17 protein-coding genes are annotated in these 23,864 nt (G+C 60.6%); 10 read left to right on the top strand and 7 right to left on the bottom strand.

Annotated features, from left to right (window positions below):
- Window positions 1–210: 210 nt before the first annotated feature.
- The 7 genes from HDF16_RS04170 to HDF16_RS04140 all read left to right on the top strand — a co-directional run bounded on the left by HDF16_RS04170 (window position 211) and on the right by HDF16_RS04140 (window position 11,173).
- Complete coding sequence (locus HDF16_RS04170) at window positions 211–4,110, top strand: Rne/Rng family ribonuclease (RefSeq protein ID WP_184213849.1); 3,900 nt, start codon at window positions 211–213, stop codon at window positions 4,108–4,110.
- 199 nt (window positions 4,111–4,309) lie between these two features.
- Window positions 4,310–5,302 (top strand): hypothetical protein, encoded by a 993-nt coding sequence (locus HDF16_RS04165; protein ID WP_184213848.1) that lies wholly within the window; start codon window positions 4,310–4,312, stop codon window positions 5,300–5,302.
- Between the two features lie 199 nt (window positions 5,303–5,501).
- A complete protein-coding gene (locus tag HDF16_RS04160; protein ID WP_184213847.1) occupies window positions 5,502–6,002 on the top strand; it encodes a GNAT family N-acetyltransferase in 501 nt (166 codons plus the stop codon).
- The gene (trmFO, locus tag HDF16_RS04155; RefSeq protein ID WP_184213846.1) at window positions 5,999–7,345 is read left to right on the top strand and encodes a methylenetetrahydrofolate--tRNA-(uracil(54)-C(5))-methyltransferase (FADH(2)-oxidizing) TrmFO; all 1,347 of its coding nucleotides are present in this window, start codon (window positions 5,999–6,001) and stop codon (window positions 7,343–7,345) included. The genes HDF16_RS04160 and trmFO overlap by 4 nt, the downstream gene beginning before the upstream one ends.
- 82 nt (window positions 7,346–7,427) lie before the next feature.
- Window positions 7,428–8,825 carry a PP2C family protein-serine/threonine phosphatase gene (locus tag HDF16_RS04150; protein WP_184213845.1) on the top strand — a complete coding sequence of 466 codons (1,398 nt, stop codon included), beginning with the start codon at window positions 7,428–7,430 and terminating at the stop codon, window positions 8,823–8,825.
- Window positions 8,826–9,125: 300 nt separating this feature from the next.
- Window positions 9,126–9,554: a MarR family transcriptional regulator gene (locus HDF16_RS31775; protein WP_184214283.1), complete on the top strand. Its 429-nt coding sequence runs from the start codon at window positions 9,126–9,128 to the stop codon at window positions 9,552–9,554.
- Window positions 9,555–9,556: 2 nt separating this feature from the next.
- Window positions 9,557–11,173: a chloride channel protein gene (locus HDF16_RS04140; protein WP_184213844.1), complete on the top strand. Its 1,617-nt coding sequence runs from the start codon at window positions 9,557–9,559 to the stop codon at window positions 11,171–11,173.
- Between the two features lie 51 nt (window positions 11,174–11,224).
- On the opposite strand, the gene der is transcribed toward HDF16_RS04140, so the two are convergent.
- Complete coding sequence (der, locus tag HDF16_RS04135) at window positions 11,225–13,147, bottom strand: ribosome biogenesis GTPase Der (protein ID WP_184213843.1); 1,923 nt, start codon at window positions 13,145–13,147, stop codon at window positions 11,225–11,227.
- Between the two features lie 124 nt (window positions 13,148–13,271).
- On the opposite strand from der, the gene HDF16_RS04130 reads away from it, so the two are divergent.
- Window positions 13,272–15,365, top strand: a complete 2,094-nt coding sequence (locus HDF16_RS04130) for an ATP-dependent DNA helicase (protein WP_348641235.1) — start codon at window positions 13,272–13,274, stop codon at window positions 15,363–15,365.
- Window positions 15,366–15,371: 6 nt separating this feature from the next.
- Here the strand turns inward: HDF16_RS04130 and HDF16_RS04125 are convergent, their stop codons facing one another.
- Window positions 15,372–16,073: a lipid-binding SYLF domain-containing protein gene (locus HDF16_RS04125; RefSeq protein WP_184213842.1), complete on the bottom strand. Its 702-nt coding sequence runs from the start codon at window positions 16,071–16,073 to the stop codon at window positions 15,372–15,374.
- Between the two features lie 165 nt (window positions 16,074–16,238).
- Between HDF16_RS04125 and HDF16_RS04120 the strand changes: the two genes are divergently transcribed.
- On the top strand, window positions 16,239–16,484 hold the full coding sequence (locus HDF16_RS04120; RefSeq protein ID WP_184213841.1) for a hypothetical protein: 246 nt from the start codon (window positions 16,239–16,241) through the stop codon (window positions 16,482–16,484).
- 85 nt (window positions 16,485–16,569) lie between these two features.
- Entirely contained in the window at window positions 16,570–16,947 is a 378-nt protein-coding gene (gene queD / locus HDF16_RS04115) for a 6-carboxytetrahydropterin synthase QueD (protein ID WP_184213840.1), read from the top strand.
- Window positions 16,948–17,034: 87 nt separating this feature from the next.
- Here queD and HDF16_RS04110 read toward each other — a convergent pair whose 3' ends face one another.
- The 5 genes from HDF16_RS04110 to crtI are packed head-to-tail and all read right to left on the bottom strand — an operon-like array spanning window position 17,035 to window position 23,599.
- Window positions 17,035–18,180, bottom strand: a complete 1,146-nt coding sequence (locus tag HDF16_RS04110) for a glycosyltransferase (RefSeq protein WP_348641234.1) — start codon at window positions 18,178–18,180, stop codon at window positions 17,035–17,037.
- Window positions 18,177–18,965: a lysophospholipid acyltransferase family protein gene (locus HDF16_RS04105; RefSeq protein WP_184213839.1), complete on the bottom strand. Its 789-nt coding sequence runs from the start codon at window positions 18,963–18,965 to the stop codon at window positions 18,177–18,179. Before HDF16_RS04105 ends, HDF16_RS04110 begins: the two co-directional genes overlap by 4 nt.
- Window positions 18,966–19,006: 41 nt before the next feature.
- The gene (locus tag HDF16_RS04100) at window positions 19,007–20,533 is read right to left on the bottom strand and encodes a phytoene desaturase family protein (RefSeq protein WP_184213838.1); all 1,527 of its coding nucleotides are present in this window, start codon (window positions 20,531–20,533) and stop codon (window positions 19,007–19,009) included.
- A 16-nt stretch (window positions 20,534–20,549) separates the two neighbouring features.
- Window positions 20,550–22,034 (bottom strand): aldehyde dehydrogenase family protein, encoded by a 1,485-nt coding sequence (locus HDF16_RS04095; protein ID WP_184213837.1) that lies wholly within the window; start codon window positions 22,032–22,034, stop codon window positions 20,550–20,552.
- A 2-nt stretch (window positions 22,035–22,036) separates the two neighbouring features.
- Window positions 22,037–23,599, bottom strand: a complete 1,563-nt coding sequence (gene crtI, locus HDF16_RS04090; RefSeq protein ID WP_184213836.1) for a phytoene desaturase family protein — start codon at window positions 23,597–23,599, stop codon at window positions 22,037–22,039.
- Between the last annotated feature and the right edge of the window lie 265 nt (window positions 23,600–23,864).

Raw genomic sequence — 23,864 nt, 5'->3', positions numbered from 1 at the left:
CCCGTGGTTCCGACACATGCCGCGCCGTCTCAGGCCGCTTTTCGAAGTGTGCCCAGGCAGTTCTTCCAACGGTAGTCGCCCTCGCAGCTTCAGCATTCCGCATCCTGTCCTCACCAGAGGTGAGCCCCGCCTAGCCAAAAGCTGGCGCGCTCCCGATCCTTCGTCTGCCTGCCGCTCGCAACCCTACGGGGCCGGGCAGAAAGCAGAGCAATGTCGAAGGAAATTTACATCTCAAGCACCCCCCACGAGACCCGTCTCGCCATCGTCGAGAACGACGAACTCGCAGAGATCTACTACGAGCGCGAAAACGAGTACACCCTCGCAGGCTCCATCTATAACGGCCGCGTCACCCGCGTTCTTCCCGGCATGCAGTCGTCCTTTGTGGACATCGGCCTCGAACGCGACGCCTTCCTTTACATCACCGACTTCATGGAAGAAGCCGGCGACACAGCCGACTTCGAATCCACCCACGGCGGCAGCGGCGAAGCCCGCGGCCCCCGCTCCGACAGCCAGAGATCCGACAACCGCAACGGCGACCGCGGAGATCGAGGAGACCGTGGCAACCGCAACGATCGGGGCGAACGTCCTGCACCGGTGACCATCGAAGCCACCGCATCCGCACCCTCTGAAAATTCAGGCGAAGGCCGCTCCGAACAGAATGGCCGTGGCGATCGCAACGGTCGTGGCCGCAATCGCCGTGGACGCGGCAACCGCAACGGCGAGCGTAGCCAGAGTGGCGACCGCCCACCAGTTACAAGTGACCGCCCACTCGACGAAGAGACTCCACGCATCGCCGACGAACCCGCATTCATCCCCGCTTCCTCTGTCGATGTCGAGACCGTAGGCGAAGGCGCTCCCGGTGCCGATGGCAGCCGCCGCTGGCGTGGTCGTCGCGGCCGTCGCCGTGGCCGTGGAAACCCAGGCCAGCCCGGCGAAACACAGGGCGAGAACACTTCTGCCGACACGAACTCGGAGGCTGCGCCCTTCGCCTCGGACAACGCCAACCTTGTCGAATACGCCGTTGAAGAGAACGTGCCGGAGATTCAAGCCGCTCCCGTACAGGAGATCTACACCGGAGAAGACGAGCCCGCCCGTTCCGCCCCGCCGCGTGACGGCCAGCGTCGCGAAGGTGGACGCGGCGACCGTGGAGGCCGTGGCAGAAACGACCGCGGTGGCCGTGGTGATCGCGACGATCGTGCTCCTCGCGCACCCCGCGGCTTCGCCCCCTCGCACAGTCTCTACGGTGTCGATGCTCCTTCTGGAGGAGAGGAAGAGACGTCCGCGCCATCCGAGCCGATCATCCTCCCTGGTGAGTCGCTCGGAAAGTACCGCCGCGACAGCGAAGGAGCCCCGTCGGCTCCCGCAAGCAGCGCTCCCGCAAATGTCGTTCTTGCCAAGCCAACCACTGTTGTCGACGATTTCGTCGCGACCTCATGGGATGGCGGCGCCGTCCTCCCAGGCGAGACGCTCTCCCGCCGCAGCCGCCCGGACTCCGGACGCGATGCAGGTCGCGATAGCGGTCGTGATTCGCGCCGCGACGGACGCCGTGAAGGCCGATCCGAGCACCGTCAGGACAATCGCCAGAACTTCCGCAACGAGCAGCCCGCAGCTCCCGCAGCCGTCCCGCATGTCGTTCACGACGCCGAGGGCCTGAGCGTCGTGTCGCCGATCGAAGAACAGCCTGAGGTCGCGGCAGTTGCGCATCACGAGCCTGAATCGCCATTCGTCGAGACCATTCCCGCCGCGCTCGATCCCATCGTTGCCGTCCCCGAACCCGGCAGCCCCGAGCCGGTGGAAGCGGTCGCAGTCGAACCCGTCGCGCACGTAGAAGCCGAGTACGAGCCGAGCGAAGCCTCAGCCTCCTACCGCATCGATCCTGCCGCACCCAGTGAGTTCCGTCAGAGCGCTCCTGTAGTCGAAGAAGAGGTCTTCGAGGAAGAGTTTCTCGAAGAGGAGACCGAAGAGGTCGCCAATGCGGTTGAAGTTGCGGACGGCCACGCTCCTGAAGAGTTTCCCCTTTCCGTTGACCACTCGCACCCGTTCAACCGCCTCGACGAGAACGACGCCGAAGTGGAGCCGCACGCGGTCGATCTGAACGCCGTCGCCGAGAGGTCCGAAACCGCAGCCGTTGCCTACGAAGAGCCTGTTTCACACCTCGACACCACCGGAGTTCCTCCACCTCCGCCGCCGTTCTTCGCTCCTACCGAGGTCGCCGCGACCGAGATCACCACTATTGCATCCACGGGCGAGATGCACTCCGAGTCCCTCGCCGTCGCTCCGGTCGCCGAGCACGCGGCTGAGCCCACCGCCCCCATCCTCCACGAGACCAGCGTCGTCAGCACGAACGGTCTTCAGAGCTTTGCTCCCGGAACCGGCACCCTCGAAGAAGAGCTGATCGACGACGAGGAGCACGAGGCCACGACGCTCCACGCCCACTACGACGAGGAGTTCGACGATCTTGAAGAGGAGACCCTCGAAGGTGCAGCCGATCTCGGCACCATGCTCCGCGAGATGTCCATCGACCAGATCACGCGCACCGGCGACGGCGAGTCCGAAGAAGATGAGGACGACGACTTCGAGGAAGAAGAAGCCGAAGGCTCTGCTGAGTTCGAAGACGAGGGCTTCACCGAAGGCGACAAGCCCACCGAGCAGTCCGCTGCGGATGCCGAGTTCTTCGCGAACACCTTCCGTGAACCCGCGACCGAGACCGAAGGCACTGCATCGCGGACCGACTCCGACCGCCGTCCGCGCCGCGAAGGTGGCCGTGATGGCCGTCGTGAAGGCCGCAGCGGCAGCCGCGATGGTCGCGACCGCAACCGCTCGCGCAACACCGGCGGCGACGGCGAACGGCCTCGCTTCGGTAGCGGTGGCGGAGGCCGTTCACGCCAATCCATGCAGGCAACCAATCTCCCCGCAATCAGCGATCTGCTGAAGCCCGGCCAGGAGATTCTCGTCCAGATCGCCAAGGAGCCCATCGCCAAGAAGGGCGCGCGCATTACCTCGCACATCGCGCTCCCCGGCCGCTTCCTGGTCTTCATGCCGACCGTCAACCACACCGGCGTCTCCCGCAAGATCGAGTCCGACAGCGAACGCCGCCGCCTCAAGGAGATTCTCCTCTCCGAAAAGGGCGATGCCTCCGGTGGCTTCATCGTCCGCACCGCAGCTTCGGGCGCAAGCGAGGATGAACTCCGCTCCGACCTCCGCTTCCTGCTCAATCTCTGGGCCGACATCAAGCAGCGTTCGGAATCCTCGAAGTCTCCGGCACTCATCTATCACGACCTAAATCTGGTCGAGCGCATCCTGCGCGACCAGGTCACCGACAACTTCTCCGCCATCTGGGTCGACACCGAGAGCGAGTACGAGCGTGTCCTGCGCTTTCTGCAGCGCTTCCAGCCGCAGCTCATCCGCCGCGTGAAGCTCTACACCAAGGAAACCCCACTCTTCGAACAGTTCGGCATCACCGAAGAGATCAACAAGGCTCTCCGCTCGAAGGTCTGGCTCAAATCCGGCGGCTCCATCGTCATCAACCAGACCGAAGCTCTGGTCGCCATCGACATCAACACCGGCAAGTTCGTCGGCAAGACGGCTCGCCTCGAAGACACCATCGTCAAGACCAACCTCGACGCCATCCCGGAGATCGTTCGCCAGATTCGCCTCCGCGATCTCGGCGGCATCATCATCATCGACTTCATCGACATGGACGAACGCAAGAACCGCAACAAGGTGATGGCCGCGCTTGAAGAGGAACTCAAGTCCGACCGCGCCCCGTCAAAGGTTCTCCAGTTCAACGACTTTGGTCTCGTCGCCATCACCCGCAAGCGTGTCAAGCAGTCGCTCGAGCGCACCTTATCCACCACCTGCGGCGTCTGCCAGGGCACCGGCATGACCAAGTCGCCGATCACCGTCTGCAACGACATCTACATCGAGATGCGCAAGATGCACAAGCATCTTGATCGCGGCGACGTGATGCTTCGCGTCCATCCCGAAGTAGTCAAGCAGTTGAAGTCCGGCACCGCGAAGTGGCTGCAGGAGATGGAAGAGATGGTCGGCAAGACTATCCTCGTCAAGAGCGACCCGAGCCTTCATCCGGAGCAGTTCGACATCCACTAGGACTTACCCGCTGGTGGACTTCTAATGTTGTTCAGAGTGAAAGGGCGTGGCCACGGTCGCGCCCTTCACTTTTCCGGCTGGGAAACTCAGTAGTCCAAATCTCCCTTTCGTGCGTCATACATACACAACCCGCAACAACCGGCGAAAAGCCGGGTTGAACGGGAACAAGCACGCAGAATTTTTTTACGGAGTCCCATCGATGCAGATATCGCCCCGCCCTCTCCAGATCTTCACCCGGGTCGCAGCCGTCGCAGTTTTCGCCGGTGCGAGCACGCTTGGTCTTCAGGCCCAGCAAGCAGCACCTGCTGCTCAGTCGATTTTCTACGTCGCCCCGCAGACGACACAGTCGCTCATCGCTGCGAACGACGAGCCCTCGGCGATCGGCTACAGCACCAGCGCCGGTGCGGAAGAGACAGCCGACGCAGTTGGCTACATCGCCAATCCCTCGCCGCAGCCGCCACCGCGCCGCTATGGCCGCCGCCCGGTCTATGCCGACTCTTCGCACAACGCTGACGGCTCATCCAAGTACACCTTCTTTGGCGGCGCTGGCGTAACCATCCCCACCGGTGGAACGCATGCGTACTATTCGCCCAACTACGACTTTCAAGTCGGCGGCGGCCGCAACTTCAACAAGAAGATCGCGGCTGTGCTCGAGTTTGACTGGCACGCTTTCGGAATCCAGACCTCAACTCTCAATAATCTGCTCACCATCTATAACGGTGGCAATGTTCAAGCCGGTCTTGCCCAGGTGGGTGGTCACGGCCATATCTGGTCTTTCACCGTCGGCCCTCAGTACACCTATTACCAGGGTGACAAGATCGGTGGCTACGTAATCGGTGGCGTCGGCTTCTATCACAAGGTGACGGACTTCACGACCCCTGCGACCGGCACCTACTGCGACCCTTACTATGGCTGCTTTCAATATGAAGCGAATCAGGTGATCGATAGCTACGTGAGCAACGCGGTCGGCGTGAACGGCGGCCTAGGGTTCACCTATAAGATGTCGCGCTTCAGCGATCTAAAGTTCTTCGGCGAAGCCCGCTACGTTTACACCGCCAACGAAAGCCGTCCCTTCTTTGTTGATGCCACGGGAACGACCAATCCCACCAACGACGCAAACTACTTCAACGCTTTTCCCCAGAACAGCGCCAAGACAACCTACATTCCGCTCACCTTCGGCGTACGCTTCTAGCGTCAAACAAGCACTTAGCCACGACCACAGACCTTTGTCGTCCTTCGCTACACAGATCACAGTCACATCGTGATCCGTGTAGCGGAGGATCTTCTTTTTTGCGGGTGCCAAATGTCCGGGTGCCCCATCCATCGCTCCTCTGTTTCACGCGGTGCATGGGTTCTTCCAAAGAAACACCTACAATGAGTAGAGACGACCTATGCTCAACCTCCGCCCCGCAACTCCATCCGATGTGGCCGCCATCCTCGGCTTCATCCGCGAACTTGCTCTCTACGAACGCGAACCCGACGCCGTTCTCACCACCGAGGACGACCTCCTCCGGAACGGCTTCACCGAGCCTCGTCGCTTTCACTGCCTGATGGCCGAGTGGAATGGAACGCCAGTAGGCTTCGCCCTGTACTTCTACAACTACTCCACGTGGGAGGGACGTCCGGGCATCTACCTCGAAGATCTCTACGTACAGCCCGCGCTGCGTGGGAAGGGGATCGGCAAGTCCATCCTCACCCGCCTCGCCGCTATCGCTGTCGAAGAGAACTGCGCCCGCTTCGAGTGGAGCGTCCTCGACTGGAACCAGCCGTCAATCGACTTCTACCACGCCATGGGCGCGGTCGTGAAGAGTGAGTGGCGCGGCATGCGCGTCGATGGCCAAGCTCTCAGGAATCTCGCAAAGCAATATGTAACCGAAGAAGTAGCAAAATGAAAAAGATCAAGATCATCGGCGGCGGCCTGGCCGGCCCCGAAGCCGCACTCACCGCCGCTCGCTTAGGCTGCGATGTCGGCCTCTACGAGATGCGCCCGCACCGCTCAACCGAAGCCCATCAAACCTCCGACTTCGCGGAGCTCGTGTGCTCGAACTCTCTAAAATCCGAGTCCGAAAACTCCGCGCCCTGGCTGCTCAAACAGGAGATGCGTCGCGCCGGCTCGCCTCTTCTCGAAGAGGCCGACGCGACCGCAGTCCCCGCAGGCCACGCCCTCGCCGTCGACCGCGAGCTCTTCTCAGCACGTGTCGCCGCCCGCATCGCAGCCGAGCCCCGCATCACGGTCCACCGCGAAGAAGTCGTCGAGCTCCGCGAGAATGATCCTGAAATAGTTACAATTCTCGCCAGCGGTCCGCTCACCAGCCCCGCGCTTACCAAGGAGCTCCAGCGGCTCACCGGCGCCGACCACCTAGCCTTCTACGACTCCATCTCCCCCATCGTCGATGCCACCACCATCGACATGGACAAGGTCTACTTCGCCGCCCGCTACGACAAGGGCACAGCGGACTACATCAACTGCCCCTTCACCAAAGAGGAGTACGAAACCTTCCTCGACGCGCTGACCACCGCCGAGAACGTCGAAGCTAAGGACTGGGAAAAATTCCCCGTCGACGGTACCGCCAACAAGCTTCAATACTTCGAAGGCTGCCTGCCCATCGAAGAGACTGCACGCCGTGGCCGCGACACCCTCCGCTTCGGCCCGATGAAGCCCGTCGGCCTCACCGATCCAAAGACCGGCCGCTGGCCTTACGCCGTCGTCCAGCTTCGCCAGGAGAACCTCCGCGCCGACAGCTACAACCTCGTCGGCTTTCAGAACCACCTCAAGTACGGTGAGCAGGCCCGCGTCCTTCGCCTCATCCCCGGGCTCGAGAACGCGAAGTTCCTGCGCTACGGCCAGATCCATCGCAACACCTACATCCACGCCCCCAGCCTGCTCACGGAAACGCTCCAGCTCAAGGCCCACCCGAACGTCATGATCGCCGGGCAGCTCTCTGGTGTCGAAGGCTACACCGAGTCCATCGCCAGCGGCATGCTCGCAGGCCGTTACGCCGCAGCCATCGCGAGCGGCAACGCGCCAACGCCCGCCCCCCGAGCATCCGCAAACGGCAGTCTTACCCACTACATCACCCACGCCGAGACCAAGAAATTTACCCCGGCCAACATCACTTTCGACCTTCTGCCTCCGTTGGAGACCGAACTCCGCAAGAAGATGCGCGACAAGAAGGAGCGCCACAAGCTGCAGTGTGACCGCGCCCTCGCCGCCTGGGATGAGTGGCTGCGGTAGTAAATCGCAATAAGCTCTGAACCGGCACAGGACGCTTCGCGTATCCTTTCTCGTAACGAGGAGTCCTCAGCCTTCAGACACGATGGATACGAAGCGGACCAAAACGCGCAGCACGCCTGGCGACTGGCTGAAGAAGCAGCTTGTGCCGCGCGCCTACGACCGCCACATCCTCTTTGAAGAGATCTTCGCAAGGGTCGCAAAGATCTTCCGCCTCGACGACCTTCTGCGTTATCTCGCGCAGACGATGATGGATCGCCTCGACCTCTCATCGCTCACCATTCTCGTAAAGCACGGCAGCGTCTTCGAGGTCATGCGGACTGCGGGCAACGTCAACGTCTCCGGCGTGCCGTTCCCCGTAAACTCATCGGCCATCTCGCATCTCAGGCGCAATGCACGGCCCACCATACTCGACAAGGGCCGCACCGACCCGTGGCGCATGCTGGCCACAAAAGATGAGGTTCACGCGCTCGACCGTCTGCACGCGCAGATGCTGCTGCCCTTCGTCGGCCGCACTGGCCTTGTGGGCTTCGCGGCCCTTGCCCAGCGCGGCAATCGCGGCTTCTCCCTGCATGATCTCTATCTCTTCCGTGAGCTAGGTAGGCACGTTGGCCTCGCGCTCGAAGCCGCAATGACGCTCGAAGATCTGAGCAGGGAATCAGCTCACCGCGCCAGCGCCAACCGCGAACTCGAACTCGCCCGCGAGGTTCAGGAGCGCATGTTTCCGCAGCGCATTCCCGCCATTCCGGGAGCTACCATCGCTGGCCGATGTGTCTCCGCGCAGGCCGTGGGAGGGGACTACTACGACATCTTCCTCACCGTCGATGGCGACATCTGCTTCGCGCTCGGTGACGTAAGCGGCAAGGGCATCTCGTCTGCTCTGCTGATGGCGACACTGCGGGCCTCACTACGTACGCTGATCCTCGACAACGACCTCAGCCCCACGCAGCTCGTATTCAAACTGAACCGGCTCATCCACGAGGCCTCCGCGGAGAATCGCTTTGCCACCTTCGCTGTCTTCTTCTATAAGCCGCGATCGCGCTCGTTGACTTATGTGAACGCCGGACACAATCCACCTCTGCTGCTGCGTGGCAAAGAGGTCATCCGCCTCGAAAGCGGCGGGCCCGTCCTGGGTCTCTTTCCCGACTGCACCTACGAACAGGAAACAATTCAGATCGAACCCGGCGATCTTCTCCTCGTCTACAGTGACGGCGTGACTGAATCGATCAACCCGGCCGGAGACGAGTGGTGCGAAGAGGGTTTGATCGCTGCGATGCGACATCGTCGCAAGGGAGCAACCGCGGTCGTTGAAGATGTCTTCAAGTCACTGCAAGTCTTCGCTGCAGGTACACCGCAGCCAGACGACATCACTCTGCTGGCCTTCGAAGCCGACGGCATCGGCAAACGCTCCCAAGGTGCGCTTGAAGTCGGCCAACCCTTACCAATCGATCTGCCGGAAGAGATTTTCCTGGCTCTGGAGTAATTCCGCGGGTCGAGTGGCTGACCGAAAAGGCAGCTGGTGTTTCGCATTTTTCAGAACTGCAGTGCCCGTTGGGGGCCAAGACTATTTGGATACAGTCCTCCGGCCGCCATGCCGCCTGTCGTGGTGAACGACCGCTGCCGCGCCGACAACCCCTAACACGGGCAATACGAACAGCATAATCAAGTAGATGTTCATCGGAGCTCTCCTCACATTGCCGGATTTGGTCAAACATTTATATCGTGTTACGATACTCTTGGAGTTGGTGAATTGTCCACGCGTCTCAAAAAATCCGAAATTCAAATGCTGGCTCAGTTCCGATATGAGATCCGCCATTTTTTGCAATTCAGCGAGCAGGCTGCAGGGGCTGCGGGTCTGCAGCCGCAACAGCATCAGCTGCTTTTACAGATTGCTGGAGCTCCCGACGGCACTGTAGTCACGGTCTCGCATATGGCCCATGTTCTCGGTCTTCGACACCATTCCGTGGTTGAACTCAGTAAACGGTGTGAAGCGCTCGGTCTTATACGAAGAACGAACGATCTTGAAGATCGCCGGCGCGTAGTCCTCGAGCTGACTGAGCAGGGAGAGACTGCGCTCCAACAACTCTCCCAGGTCCATGCACAGCAATTGGGTGAACTAGCTCCCAGTCTCATCAAGGCATTGAACCGGATACGTAAGACGAGAACGCCTTCCGGCTCCCGCTCAACCTTGGGACTGAAGGAAGAAGGATAATCTTGAAGTCAGAAGCATCTATTCTCAGAGACTTCACCGTGGACCGGAGAGTGTGGCTCCTCTCCGGTGTCTCGATTGGCATTGGCATTTGTGCGACTCTATTGGCTGTCGTGCTGCTGCGCTGTATCTCACTGTCAACGAACCTCTTCTACTACCATCGCTTCAGCATCGCCCCCGTGTCCTCTGCGGGAAGTTCGCTGGGATACTGGATGGTTCTCATCCCGGTTCTTGGCGGCTTGCTCGTTGGTCTGATGGCGAGGTTTGGTTCAGACAAAATCCGTGGGCACGGCATCCCTGAAGCGATCGAAGCCATTCTCCTTCACCGGGCAAAAGTCGATCCGAAGATTGCTCTTCTCAAGCCTCTGTCTGCGGCCATTGCGATCGGCTCGGGCGGTCCGTTCGGTGCCGAAGGTCCCATCATTATGACGGGCGGAGCTGTGGGGTCGCTTATCGGGCAGTGGATGCATGTGACCGATGCGGAGCGAACAACGCTGCTTGTAGCTGGAGCGGCAGCGGGCATGTCAGCAACCTTCGCAACGCCGGTCGCTGCCATTCTCCTTGCCGTCGAGCTCCTGCTCTTCGAGTGGAGACCCCGAAGTCTGGTGCCGGTAGCTTTGGCAAGTGCTACAGCAGGACTCTTGCGGGTCTATTGGCTTGGCGCGGGACCTCTGTTCAACATGCCAGCGTTCGATGCTCCTCCACGTGGCTCCCTAGTGCTCGGGGCTCTCGTTTTAGGAGCCATCCTTGCATTGGTCGCGTCAGCCATGAGCCGAATGATGTATGCCTTTGAAGATCTATTTGAACGACTCCCCATCCACTGGATGTGGTGGCCTGCGATTGGAGGTGTCGGGATCGGTGTAGGTGGCCTGTTCTTCCCGCGTGGGCTGGGAGTTGGCTACGACAATATCGCTGATCTGTTGCGTGGCAATGCTCCGCTTGGGCTCATCGGAGGAATACTGCTTGCGAAATCGCTGATGTGGGCGTTTTCGCTCGGATCAGGTACTTCGGGTGGCGTACTCGCTCCGCTGCTGATGATCGGCGGTGCCGTCGGCGCGTTGGCCGGACATCTGATACACGCACCAGTGGAATCGCAGGCCTTATGGGCTCTGATCGGCATGGGGTCGATGCTTGCTGGGTCGCTCGGCGTTCCCTTGACGGCCATTCTTTTCTGTCTGGAAGTCACCCATTGCCTGCCTGCTTTGCTACCTCTCACCGTAGCCTGCATCGCGTCGTATCTCGTGACGTCCCTCATCATGCCGCGGTCTATTCTCACTGAGAAGCTGAGCAGGCGTGGTTACCACCTGACCCGCGAGTATGGTGTCGATCCGCTTGAACTTGTCCTCGTGCGCGATGTCGTGTCTGCTCCAGCCCAGGGCGTATCAACGCACCAGCTGCCCGACTTTTATGCGTATGCAGACGAGACGACGCGCAGTGCCGCAGAAACGATGGCATCGGAAGGGCTGGAGACTCTTACTGTCGTCGATCGTGAAACTCGACTGATCTGTGGAGAGCTGTCACTCAGAGATTTGCTTCGCGGCAGGGGACGTTCGTATGAACGTGAAAGCGAACGCCTGAAACTCTCCCGGTCTCTTTCCCCAGAGCACGGCGGCCACAATTGATTCGCCTTGGGTCTGGCTCACACACGTGAGCCAGACTGTCCTTATGGGGTCCTACTCCGTCTTCTTTTTATTTCTAGCCTTCACTTTGAACCAGATCGGGCTGCCGATAAACCCGAAGTTCTCCCGAATCTGGTTGCCGAGAAAGCGCTCAAAAGAGAAGTGCAGCTTCACATCCTTGTCAGTAAACAGGACGAACGTTGGCGGAGCCACGGCAGCCTGCGTCATGTAATAAATCCGCACGCGCTTGTTCATCGGCACCGATGCCTTCTGGAAGTCTACTTTCTCAAGGAAGCGATTCATCTGGCCAGTCGTCACACGCTTGCGTCGCTCGCGTGAAACAAGCTCGACCTTCTTAAAGACCGACTCGATGTTCTTGCCATCGGCAGCCGAGATGAACAGCAGCGGAGCATAGTCCAGATACTTCAGCTTGTCGCGAACATCCTGCTCGTAAATCTTCTGATCAGCAGGAGGCTTGCCGTCGAACAGCCGCATGCCATCCGGGCCGACCTTCGTCATCAGGTCCCACTTGTTGATGACGATGATCACGCTGCGTCCGCTCTCGTGCGCATAGCCGCCGATGTTGGCATCGGCTGCGGCAACACCTTCACCCGCATCGATGACGAGCAGAGAAACATCCGCTGCCTCAAGATGCTTGCGCGCCATGATCACGGATAGCTTCTCCGCCATCAGCTTCGTCTTGCCCTTCCGTCTTATGCCAGCCGTATCGACGAACCGGAAGTTATGTCCTCCGCGCTCGACGACTTCATCCACAGCATCGCGCGTCGTTCCCGCAATCGGCGAGACGATGGCGCGATCGGTCCCGGTCAGAGCATTCAGCAGCGTGCTCTTGCCCACATTCGGCCGCCCGATGATTGCGACCTTAGTCTCCTTGTTGTCGTACTCGCCATGCGACCGCAGGCGGCGAACCCTGACCGGTGCCGCGCCCGCCTCGTGCTGCAAAGGCTCGGGCGAAAAGTCCGGGCCATCCTCGTCTTCTTCGAGCTCATTGTCTGCCGTCAGCATCACCGCTTCAGGCTCGTGATCCTGCTCTTCGGGAAGCACCTCAAAGACCGCATCCAGAAGGTCGCCGATGCCCGATCCATGCTCTGCGGAGATAGGCATCACATTCCGGAAACCAAGCCTGCGGAAGTTCTCCGCTCCCGCCAGCAGGGCATCGGTGTCCATCTTGTTCACCGCGAGGAACACCGGCTTGCCCCCGCGCAACAGCAGCCGCGACAGCTCAAGATCAGGCGAAGCAAGCTCCGTCCGTCCATCGACCACCATCACAATCGCGTCAGCCTCTTCAAGCGCGACCTGCGCCTGTCTGAAGATCTCGCTCGGAATCAGCGCTTCGTCGTCGGGAACTACGCCACCCGTGTCGACGATGCGCGCGTCACGGCCCATCCATTCGATCTCGCCATAGATGCGGTCGCGCGTAATGCCGGGCTCGTCGCCGACGATCGAACGCCGCGATCCAGTAAGCCGATTAAACAGCGTGCTCTTGCCGACATTCGGTCGTCCGCAGACCGCGATCAAGGGCAGGTCCGCAGCCTCAGCCGCAACGCCTGTCTCCACGGAGAACCCTGCAGCTATTGCCTCAACGTCGCGCCAGTCGTCGTCGAGCAAGCGCTCGCGTCCAGCCACGTTCGCGGAACGCGGCGTCTGACGGCCCACAATCCCATCCGCAGGCCGCGCATCGTTCGGCGGCGAACCAACGCGCCGAGCCATGCTCTTCTTCTTCGGCGCAGCCCCATCCGCCTGGGCCACCGTCTTCTTGGACTCAAACTCCGGCGACCGCCGCGAGATGCGCTTTGCCGCAGCCTTCTTCGCCGCAGCCGTTGAAATCACCTTGCGCTTCCGCGGATCGACCGCACCTGTAGTCGGCGTCGACTTCGGCGCCCGCCCCTTCTTCGGCCGCGTGCTCGCCTGCCGGTGCTTCTTGCCTAATCTCTTCCGATCGTCTTTTTGCGCCATTGCCTATGCCTTCTTCCGGCACCGCAGCGCCCTTACCATTATAGGGAGCCGCGCCGGTGCGATCCATGTTTCGTGTCACTTCGCGAAGGAAACACGAAACTCCGCATAGAATCGACACAGCCCTGTGTCCTCGACCGTTCAAATCGCGCCCGCGCCGCCCGCGAATCCCAATCCTTCCGGTCGCCTCCCCACGCTCAAGGAGTTCTTCTCCCCCGGTGGCCTTCTCGCGCAATCCACCCTTGCCTTTGAGCACCGCCCGGGCCAGTTCGAGATGGCGAAAGCCGTCGAATCCGCCCTCACCGACAAGCGCCACCTCATCGTCGAAGCAGGCACCGGAACAGGGAAGACCCTCGCCTATCTACTACCCGCGCTCCGCATCGCCCGCGAGCGTCAGCAGCGCATCATCATCTCCACCGGCACCAAGAACCTCCAGGAGCAGCTCTACTTCAAGGACGTCCCCTTCCTCGAGTCTCTACTCGGCCCACTCAAAGTCTGCTACATGAAGGGCCGCGGCAACTATCTCTGCCGCCACAAGCTTTACGCCCTGCGCGCAGCACCGCTGCTCAATGGCCTCGAAGAGATCTCGCAATTCAACGCCATCAACGCCTGGGAGCGCGACACCCCCACCGGCGACCGCGCTGAGATCGACGATCTTCCCGAGAACTCCCCGCTCTGGCACAAGCTCGATGCTCGCACCGAAGCCTGCCTCGGCCAGTCCTGCCCGGATTGGGAGCGCTGCTTCGTCACGGGCATGCGGCGCAAAGCGCTTGAGTCCGACATCGTCATCGTCAATCACCACCTCTTCTTTGCCGACCTCGCCATCAAGCAGCAGGCCGCCGGAGCGCAGGACGCAGGCATCCTCCCCGAAGCCGCCGCCGTGATCTTCGACGAGGCACACGAACTCGAAGAAGTAGCCAGCAACTACTTTGGCATCGGTCTCTCGACCCAGCGCTTCGACGAGCTCACCCGCGACGTCGAGCTGATGCTCAAGTCGAAAGATGCGCTTTCCAGCTCCATCACCAGCGCCTGCACCAGCCTGCACGATCGCGCCCGCCTGTTCTTCGCCGCGCTTCCGTCCGATAGCAACGCCAACATCGGCCGCATGCCCTTCGACCGCCGTGTGGACTTCCTCGAAGAGAGCGGCGACTCTTACACTGCCACGCTCAACGCCCTCACGCGACTCGAAGGCGAACTCGACCGCGTGAAGAACGTCGACGAGATTCCAGGCCTGCGCAACCGCGCCTCGGACATCCGCCGAAGTCTCAACTTCCTCCTCGAATCGACAGACCGCAACACTGTCTTCTGGATCGAACGCCGGGCCGCCGGAGGAGTGCGCAACCTGGCGCGAGCGCCGCATGCTCCCGCCTTCAACACCCATCTACAGGCCACGCCCATCGACGTCTCGGAGCTGCTTGCCACCTCGCTTTTTGACGCCTACGGCTCCGTCGTCCTCACCTCGGCGACCCTGACTGTCGCCTCTACGCCCAGCGCCAGCCAGCAGCAACCGCAGGAGAGCACAGGCGCCGGCTTCGACCACATCCGCAAGCGGCTCGGTCTCGCCTCTGCCCGCGAACTCGTCGTCCCCAGCCACTTCAACTACCAGAAGCAGGCGCTGCTTTATCTTCCGCCCAACCTGCCCATCCCCAGCGATCCTGAGTTTGCCCCACGCGCCGCTGAGCGCATTCGCCGCGTGCTTGAGATCACGCATGGCCGCGCTTTTTGCCTCTTCACCAGCTACAGCGCCATGCGCGACATGCACGAGCGCATCTCTGCCCAGTTGCCGTACCCTTTGCTGCTCCACGGCACCGCTCCGCGCCACGTCCTGCTCCAGCAGTTTCGCGATACGCCCAACGCCGTCCTCTTCGGCACCTCAAGCTTTTGGCAGGGAGTTGACGTCCAGGGTGAGCAGCTCTCGTGTGTCATCATCGACCGCCTGCCCTTCGCTGTCCCCTCCGATCCCGTTGTGAAGGCCCGCATGGACGCCATCGAAGCCGAAGGCGGCAAACCCTTCTTCGACTACCAGGTTCCATCCGCCGTCATCACCTTGAAGCAGGGGTTCGGACGCCTCATCCGCTCGCTCGACGACCGCGGCGTGCTGATGTTGCTTGACCCAAGAATTCAGCGGCAGCGATACGGAAAAATCTTCCTTGAATCGCTGCCGCCCTATCGCATCACGAACGAAATAACCGATGTAGAGACCTTCTTCGGTCAAAACTAGCCAGCGTCACTTACCCTTGCGGGCGCGGCCCTTGCGGAAGAGCTCACTGACGGTACGCACAAAGTGGGCCGCCGGAGCGGGTGTTGCGACGCCACCACTTAGGATCTTCTGGAACGAGACATCGTGGCCGTAGAGCTCGGCTGTGTCCTTGACGTTCTGGTTTACCTCGTCGCCCTGCAGGTCGATCCCAGCGAACAAACCCTTATTGCGGGAGTAGGTCAGGAACTCCGCGTTCGCCAGTTCCGTCGTGGATGCCTGTGCGCTACGCCCAACCGGGCCGCCGGCCACGGAGGCATCCCCACCCAGCTTGACCTTGTCCTTCAGCAGGTGATTCAAGCTCTCATGCGTGCGCCCGATCAGGACGAGATCGGTAGACTGGCCGCCAATCTGAAATCCAAAGCTGGCCCCGGCCATTTGGACAAATACGGGAGCACTCCAGCCCTTCGGCGTCCGGCATGTCGCCACGCCCTGTCCGTACTCTCCACCGATAACGAAAGCGCCCTTCTTAAAGGCAGGCACAACGATGACGCACTGGGCTGACGCGGCGATGTCGAGCGGAATGCCCTTGTCGGGCGTGTTCATCAGTTCGTGCAGGATGGCGTGTGAGGCTTCGATGCGGTGGACCAGCTTGTCGGGCACCTGCGCATGGGCGGCAGGTGCGGCGATAACACTGACGGCGAGTAGCGCAGAGGCAACGAGGTTACGCATAGAAGAGGGCTCCTTTTAGATTCAATCTATTGGAGCCTCTTTCGATACCGAACTGTTGTATGACGGTTTCAGAAGTTTGCATCCCTAATGGCGACGCAGGACAGCGTATCGCCGTGTGCGTAATATTTCGACGGAACAACGATCACGTATCCTTGTAACAGCCCCATGGGACGCAACCTCTACATCCTCGCCGCAACCCTCTTCCTCTTCGCTTTGGTCTCCTGCGGCGTCTCGTTCACCAACATCGCTCAGCAGCCCGGCTCGCCCGGCGATACCTCTCTCTGGCGCACCATGGGCCTCGGTCTCTTCGTTATCTCGCTGCTGGTGACGCTTGGGGGCATCTTCTCCTCGCTCTTCGAGCAGGCGGAGCGCCGAGCCGAAGAAGAACGCCGCCGCAAGCGCTCGCACTAGCTTGACCGCCCAACCGATACAATGAAAGCTGCGGCCACGCTTCGTTCTCACCGGGCCGCGATGCACGAAGGGATCGACGAAAGCAATGTTTGAAGTTACCGTAGAAGCCGGTTTCTCCTCCGGCCACTACCTCCGCAACTACCAGGGCAAGTGCGAAAACCCGCATGGCCACAACTACAAGATCTTCGTCACCCTCATCGGCGAAGAGCTCGACGAGACCGGCCTTCTGCTCGACTTCAAGCTGCTGAAGCACCTGCTGCGGCCCGTCGTCGACTATCTCGATCACCAGATGATCAACGAGCTCAAGCCGTTCGACGAACTCAATCCGTCGGCTGAAAACCTTGCCCGCTACTTTTACCAGCAGACTGCGCAGCAGCTCTCCGATATGACCGCAGGCCGCGTCCGCGTCAAAGATGCCACCATCTACGAGACGGACTCCAGCTTCGCCCGCTACTACGAGTAGCAGGCTCTGTATGTCCTTCTTTCTTGCTTGTCATTCCCCGAAGGGAATCTGCGTTTACAGCCCAAACACCTTCAGGGTAAGCTTCGCCTACTCGCCGGCGTAAGCCCGGCTCTTCCAACTCACGGCCCCGCCCGTCAGCTTGCGCGTCAGCGAGTACCACTGGATCGCCAACAGCGTCGCAATCCCCACTGGGTGCAGCAGAGCTCCACGCCAGTCTTGCCGGAAAGCACGCGCAGCCAACGTGCGCGGGAACCATGCCGCCGCAACTGCCACTGCAACATAGACAGCGACCTCCGGTTTGACAGCATGGCCTGCCAGCAGCGAAATCGCCAATAGATACGGCACGATCTGTCCCAGCACGAGGATCAGCGAGATCGGCAGAATCCTCACCGGCGCGGCGATGCCTTCCGTTGCATTCTTCGCCAGACCGCTCCACACCTGCCTAGCGTTCCGGTACATCCTGCACCGCGCCAGCGTGGTGATGTCGGCGAGGTCGGTCTTCATGCCATGCTGACGGAATAGCTTCGGCAGCATCAATCCGTCGTGCATCGTCGCCTTGATTGCCGCATGGCCACCTGAAGCAAAGTAACTTCCGCGCTCAACCATCATGAACTGCCCACAACCCGCAGCGAACGCCGGATCGGTGCTCTTCCTCATTCGGTCGAGCGGCAGGAATCCGAGCAACACGAAGTGGATCAGAGGCAGCAGCAGCCACTCAAGAAAAGTTCCTGTTTCCTGCCGAGGGAAGCCACTGACCAGCGGAGCTTTCGTCGACTCCATAAACCCGGCCATGCGAATGAGTGCCTCTGACTCAAGCCTCACATCCGCGTCGACAAAGCAGAACGTGTCGTACTTGGCGACATGCGCCAGCGACCAGCACGCATGCTGCTTTCCGTTCCACCCTGGCGACAGCTTCGGCGCAAGCTCGAGCCGCACGCGAGTATCGCGAGCAGCCATCGCAGCCACGATCGCGCCGGTCCCGTCGGTCGAGTGATCATCCATCACCACCACTTCGAACTCCATGCCGGTACTCGTAAGCACTGAAGAGACCGCAGCCTCGATGCCATGTGCCTCATCGCGCGCGGGGATGAGTACCGAGACTCCAGGATGCACAGCCACAGGTGGAAGCGCAGGTGTCTTGTACCGTCGCAGGTTCATCGCAAACAGCACCGCAGGAGTAAGCGCACACAACATGGACGCCACGGACAGCGTATAGAACATTACTGAGTTCACTTAGGCATCTCCTGCATCGGAGTATGCTCCGCAACGTATGGCCGGCGTGTGACAAACGCCCTGATTCGCTTGCCCATGGCGTAGAAGCCGCCCGTCCCGAGGCTGCCGCGCGCCAGCACGTCAAAGGCTGCCGGATCACGAGCGATCGACTTACCCTTCAATTCATTAAGCGCCTGTTCCATCGCCACGATGGATCGCTGCTGAATGGCCTCAGCACTTTCCCCCGGATGCACGATGACCGGTGCCGCGAAGCACAGCAGCGTCTCCGGCAGCCGCTCGTCCCAAAAGGGATACTCGATGGCAAGCGGCAACAGCGTACAAGTTCCGATCTTTGAAGCCACGCGCGCAGCCAGCGCAGCCATCCCTGCCTTGAACTCCAGCGGCCTCTCGCGCGGATCAGCAAAGCGCCCCTGAGGTGTCACCCACAGCACGCCACCTGATTCAAGGATCGCCTCGCCAGTGCGCAGGAACTGCACGGCTCCCCTTGCCGTTGTGGCTTCAACCGGGAAAATGCCGAGACGCTTCAATATCCCATATTTTTCAAGCGCGGCGTCATCCATCGGAGCGTAGTGTTTGCGCTTTGGCATCAACTCCGCTGCCAGCAGCACCGAGACCATGGGGTCCCACCACGAACTGTGATTCGCATAGACAATCAGCGGCCCAGCGACACCCTTGAACCGCTCCACATGGGCAATTCGGACCGCATGAAAGTGCCTGCGAAAGTATCCCCGCACAATCCGCCGGAAGAATCGCAGCATCGGCGTCGAGATGGTCGGGAGATTCATGCAGGTAGCTTAGCCTATTGCCCTTCGATTCGTCCGAAGCTTCATGCCCGCACCGATTTGTCCAGCGTATCTGCGGCGATCCATCCCGACATCATCACCATCGGCATCCCGGGCCCCGGGTGCGCTGCGCCGCCTGCAAGATAAAGCCCATCCAACTCACGACTCTTGTTCGCCGGCTTGAATGCGCCGTTGAAGACCCCATGGCTGGAGATCCCATAGATCGCGCCATTCAGCACGCGATAGCGATCGTGAATATCCTGCGGCGTAAGCGCAGACTCGTACACGATGCGGTCCTCTATGTCCTCCATGCCCGCGGTGCGCTTCAGCTTATCGAGGATCACCTGCCTGTACTCCGGAAACATCTTCGTCCAGTCGTGATGTGGCCGCAAGTACGGCGTATGCACCAGCACGTAGAGCGCTTCGCCTCCGGCAGGTGCGCTCGTCGGATCGCTGCACGATGTCGCCGCCAGATAGCACGTCGGATCAGGCGCAGGCTCGCCAAGATCGTAGATGTGATGAAACTCCTCGTGAGGATCGCGCGAGAAGACGAAGTCGTGATGCGCCAGGTGTTCGTATCTCTTGTTCAGTCCGAGGTAGAGCACCACGCCCGAACATGCTGGCTCATAGTTTCGCTTTGCGTCGAAGTGTCGCTTTACCTCGCCGCCAATCAACTCGCGATGCGTGCGCACCGCATCGGAGTTCGATACCACTGCGTCAAACTTATGCACGATGCCCTTGGTCGTCACCAAACCCTCGACGGCATGGCCATTCGTGAGGATCTTCGCAACATCGGTCTCAGGATGGAAGACGACGCCAAGTTCAGTCGCCAGCTTCGCCAGGCCCTCTGGAATTGCGCGGGTTCCGCCGATCGGATACCAGATGCCTTCTTCCATCTGCATGTGGCCGATCGAACAAAGAATGGCCGGCGACGCATCGGGCGAGCTGCCCACATACTGTACAAAGTGGTCAAGCATCTGCGCGGTGTTCGCATCGGGAATGAACTCGCGGATTGTGCCCGCAACCGTCTTGCCCAGCCGCATGCGCATCACGTCGCGCAGCACTTTCAGATCGAAAGCTCCACTAACATCCATCGTGTCCCGCATCGACCCAATCGATCGCCAGAAGAAGAACCGGTCGCTGATCGAGTGAAGCTGCTGCGACATCTCCAGGAACTTTACGTAGCCCTTACCCATCGAGGGCCACACGGCTTCGAGCTGGGCGGCCATCTCTTCCGTGTTGTCCTTCAGGTCCAGTTGCGTGCCGTCCTCGAAGAAGCAGCGCCACTGCGGATCGAGCCGCACCATGGGCACATAGTCTTCCATCTTCCGGCCAGCTTCATCGAAGATCTTCCGCAGCACCGACGGCTGAATCAGAATCGTCGGCCCCATGTCGAAACGGAAGCCCCTCTCGCACAGTTGCGCCGCCTTGCCTCCAAGCCAGGCATTCTTCTCAAATACCTCCACGCGGTGCCCTCGCGCGGCCAGCGTACATGCAGCCGCAAGTCCCGCAAGCCCGGACCCAATCACGCCGACCTGTGTATCTCTAGCTACTCCCTGCCCCTTACTCATATTGCTCCTGAAAAAGTTACTTATTCCCTGCGCCCATGCGTAGCGCCGCTCGAATCATCAGCCGCACGCCAGCTATCCGATCCGTAAGCGTCGCTCCATGCGTCGATTGAATCACGCCATCGAACAATGCCTTGTGCGCCTCTGTCGTCGCGTCGTAGTTGCGTGTGCTCCTGCTCCGCTGCACGGTGATGCTCTGTGGAGAGGTCATCTCCAGCAATCCCTCCGCGCCTTGCGTCACTCCGAAGCCGCTCTTACCTCGGCCGCCGAAGGGCGTTCGCGGGTCGGCGGCTGGAATCATCAGGTCGTTGATGATCACGTTACTCGCAGAGAGCCTCGCAGCCAGCACACGTGCCTCCTTCTCGGCCCCGAAGATCGACGCAGTCAACGAATAGGGACAAGCCTCATTGATCGCGAGAGCGTCGGCCATGTCGTGCGCCTTCAGCAAAGTCAGGACCGGAGCGAAGATGTCCGCCTGCGCGATCTTCATCGAAGGCGTCGCGTCCGTGATAAGTACAGGCCGCTGCGATGCCTCGATCTCTCGATGGATCTGCGCGCCCAAGCTTGCCGCATCGTCGAGGAGAATTTGTAACTCACGCTGAACTTTTTCCGGAAGCGCGACCCCATGTACCCAGTCGAGCTGGCTCAGGAGCAACCCAATAAACTCGGCGCGCCGTGCGGGTTCCGCGCCGACCAGGATGACGCGTCGCGGAGCCATGCATGTTGCCGACCCATTCAGCCTCATCCCAAACGCAAGCGCCTTGACCACGCGTGAGAGATTGGCGGAGGGCAGCACGAAGACCGCGTCGCATCCTGAGAGTTCGGCGACGCAGGGAGTCAGGGTGTCCGCGAGTTGACGCATCAACGCCTGCCCCGATGTGGCGGAGCCGGTAAACACTACCTTGTCGACGCCACGAGCGATCGCCTCCTGGGCGTCTTCAATCGACTCGCCCGTTACCTCGAGAAGCTCGCGCGGCAACCCCGCTCCATACATCGTCTGCACGACCAGTTCCGCGATCGGCGCGCCTCCAACACCCGGCTTCCACACCACCGAATTCCCGGCCGCAAGCGCCTGCATCACCTGCACGCCGGGAAGAAACAAGGGATAGTTCGATGGAGCGATCACCAGAATGTGGCCCAGCGGCACGCGCCGCACCTCGGTCAAAATCCCCAGCAGCCACAGGGGAACGCTTCGCAGGCTCAACCTTCGCGGCTTCAGAATCGCCGCCGCTTCCTGCTCGAGAAATTTGTACGCGGCAAGTAGCGGGATGATCTCGGAGCAGCACGTATCGGCGGCGTTGCGTGCCAGCGTCGAGGGAATCGCGGCGCACAAGGCATCCGTGCGCGCCGCGAGGAGATGCCTCACCTGCTTCAGAATGCGAAGCCGCGCTTCAACAGGCTGCGCGGCCCAACGTCTTTGTGCCGCCAGTCTGGTCGAGGCATCCGCCATGGCAACCATCTTAGGCTGTCGCGAGATGCTTTCTTCAACCAGAGAGATCGGCATGGTTACGACGCCACTCCCACGAGCGTCTCGCGCGGGATCGCATTACCTGCCGTCGCCGCTGCATCCCACTGCGGCTCCATCCGCAGGTCCTCAAGCAGCAGCCGCGAAGTAATCCGCGCCGACTCAAAGATCACCGGCAGGCCGCTACCTGGGTGCGTCCCTCCGCCGACAAGGTACATCTGGTCGATGTCCTCGAAGCGATTGTGCGGACGCAGGTGCAGCATCTGGCCCAGCGAATGCGCCATGGAAAACGTCGACCCCTTATACAAGTCGAACTCGCTCGCCCATCCGCTCGGCGTCACGATCTTTTCCGTGCGAATGCGCTCTCGCAGCCCGGTGATGCCGATCTTCTCCATCTGATCGATCGCAATCTCGCGATACCTCGGAGCTTCCTCCGCCCAATCGATCATGCCCGCATCATGTGTAACCGGCAGCAGCACATAAAGCGTGCTTTGCCCCGCAGGTGCGAGCGTCGCATCGGTCACGCAAGCATTCTGCACATAGAACGATGGCGTCTCCGAGAGCCGATGCAACTCTTCGATATCGCGAAGGTTCTGCCGGTAGTTCTTCGCCAGATAGATGGTGTGGTGCGACACGTCATCGTAGCGGCCATCGATGCCGAGATACATCATGAACGTCGAGCACGAGTACCGCTTCTTCGCCAGCTTCTCGTCCGTCCATTTATTGCGAAGCCGGTTCGGCACCAGCCGCTTCATCGCTCCGGCAAAGTCCGCGTTCACCACGACAGCATCCGCGGGAAGGCTGTGGTTCGCAGTCTTCACGCCGATGGCTTTGCCCTTCTCGATCAGCACCCTCTCCACAGGTTCGTTCAGCAGAATCTCCACGCCCATCTCGCGACACATCCGCGCCATCACGCGCGTCACCGAGCCGCATCCGCCGGTGGGATGAAAGACCCCATGCTCGTACTCGAGGAACGACAGGATCGAAAACAGGCTGGGACACCGAAAGGGACTCATCCCGAGATACTTCGACTGGAAGCTGAAGCCAAGCCGAATCCGTTCGTCCTTGAAGTGTGACTGCAGATCGCCATCCAGCGACCTCCACGGAGCCAGCAGTGGCAGCAGCTTCAGCATCTCCGGCTTCGCAAGGTCGCGCCAGCTCTCAAAGGGTGACTGCAGAAACGGCAGGAACTTCGCCAGCTTGGTTCGGTTATGGGTAAGGAACTCATGGAACCGCTTCGCATCTTCAGGAGAGATTGCCGCGATCGCCTTCTCCATGCGCTCTACGTTCGGCGTCGCCAACAGTTCACCGCCCGCACCAAAGACTAGGCGGTACTGCGGGTCAAGCCGCGTCATGGGGACTTCAGCCGCAAGATCGTATCCCGCAGCCGAAAAGATCTCCTTTAGCACCTGCGGATAGAGAAAGAAGGTCGGCCCAATATCGAACTTGAAGCCGTCCTGCTCCATCGTCGACGTGCGCCCGCCGACCTGCCCGCGCTTTTCGACGACGGTCACCTTCACTCCCGATTTGGCCAGGAGCAGTGCCGCTGCCAGCCCACCCGGCCCTGCTCCAACGATCACTGCATTGCGAGATTGTTGCTTCATGCGCTAGGAATGCCCCTGCTTCAAATCGATCAAAATGATCTTGCTGACGCCTTGTTTCTTGAGTAGACGCTATTCCCTTGGCCCACGGATCAGTCCCCTAGGGTTCGCTTACAGTGCGATCAAGATTCGCGGGGTTCATCTTTATGGGACTGTAATGCCATCCATCCTAATGCCGAATCGTCGCTTGGAGTTCTCAATCTCGCGGCTTCACTATACTTGTCAGGGACACGGCACTTGATCTGCCGCCGTCTATGGGAGCACGTCT

The organism is Granulicella aggregans (assembly GCF_014203275.1).
GTDB lineage: Bacteria > Acidobacteriota > Terriglobia > Terriglobales > Acidobacteriaceae > Edaphobacter.
Note: the sequence above shows the minus strand (reverse complement) of the source record. Positions and strands in the feature narration are given on the sequence as shown.

Bases quoted from the DNA above. Each gene is read 5' to 3' on its own strand.
- HDF16_RS04170 (WP_184213849.1), top strand. From the start codon at position 211: ATGTCGAAGGAAATTTACATCTCAAGCACCCCCCACGAGACCCGTCTC.
- HDF16_RS04165 (WP_184213848.1), top strand. From the start codon at position 4,310: ATGCAGATATCGCCCCGCCCTCTCCAGATCTTCACCCGGGTCGCAGCC.
- HDF16_RS04160 (WP_184213847.1), top strand. From the start codon at position 5,502: ATGCTCAACCTCCGCCCCGCAACTCCATCCGATGTGGCCGCCATCCTC.
- trmFO (WP_184213846.1), top strand. From the start codon at position 5,999: ATGAAAAAGATCAAGATCATCGGCGGCGGCCTGGCCGGCCCCGAAGCC.
- HDF16_RS04150 (WP_184213845.1), top strand. From the start codon at position 7,428: ATGGATACGAAGCGGACCAAAACGCGCAGCACGCCTGGCGACTGGCTG.
- HDF16_RS31775 (WP_184214283.1), top strand. From the start codon at position 9,126: ATGCTGGCTCAGTTCCGATATGAGATCCGCCATTTTTTGCAATTCAGC.
- der (WP_184213843.1), bottom strand. From the start codon at position 13,147: ATGGCGCAAAAAGACGATCGGAAGAGATTAGGCAAGAAGCACCGGCAG.
- HDF16_RS04125 (WP_184213842.1), bottom strand. From the start codon at position 16,073: ATGCGTAACCTCGTTGCCTCTGCGCTACTCGCCGTCAGTGTTATCGCC.
- HDF16_RS04120 (WP_184213841.1), top strand. From the start codon at position 16,239: ATGGGACGCAACCTCTACATCCTCGCCGCAACCCTCTTCCTCTTCGCT.
- queD (WP_184213840.1), top strand. From the start codon at position 16,570: ATGTTTGAAGTTACCGTAGAAGCCGGTTTCTCCTCCGGCCACTACCTC.
- HDF16_RS04105 (WP_184213839.1), bottom strand. From the start codon at position 18,965: ATGAATCTCCCGACCATCTCGACGCCGATGCTGCGATTCTTCCGGCGG.
- HDF16_RS04100 (WP_184213838.1), bottom strand. From the start codon at position 20,533: ATGAGTAAGGGGCAGGGAGTAGCTAGAGATACACAGGTCGGCGTGATT.
- HDF16_RS04095 (WP_184213837.1), bottom strand. From the start codon at position 22,034: ATGCCGATCTCTCTGGTTGAAGAAAGCATCTCGCGACAGCCTAAGATG.
- crtI (WP_184213836.1), bottom strand. From the start codon at position 23,599: ATGAAGCAACAATCTCGCAATGCAGTGATCGTTGGAGCAGGGCCGGGT.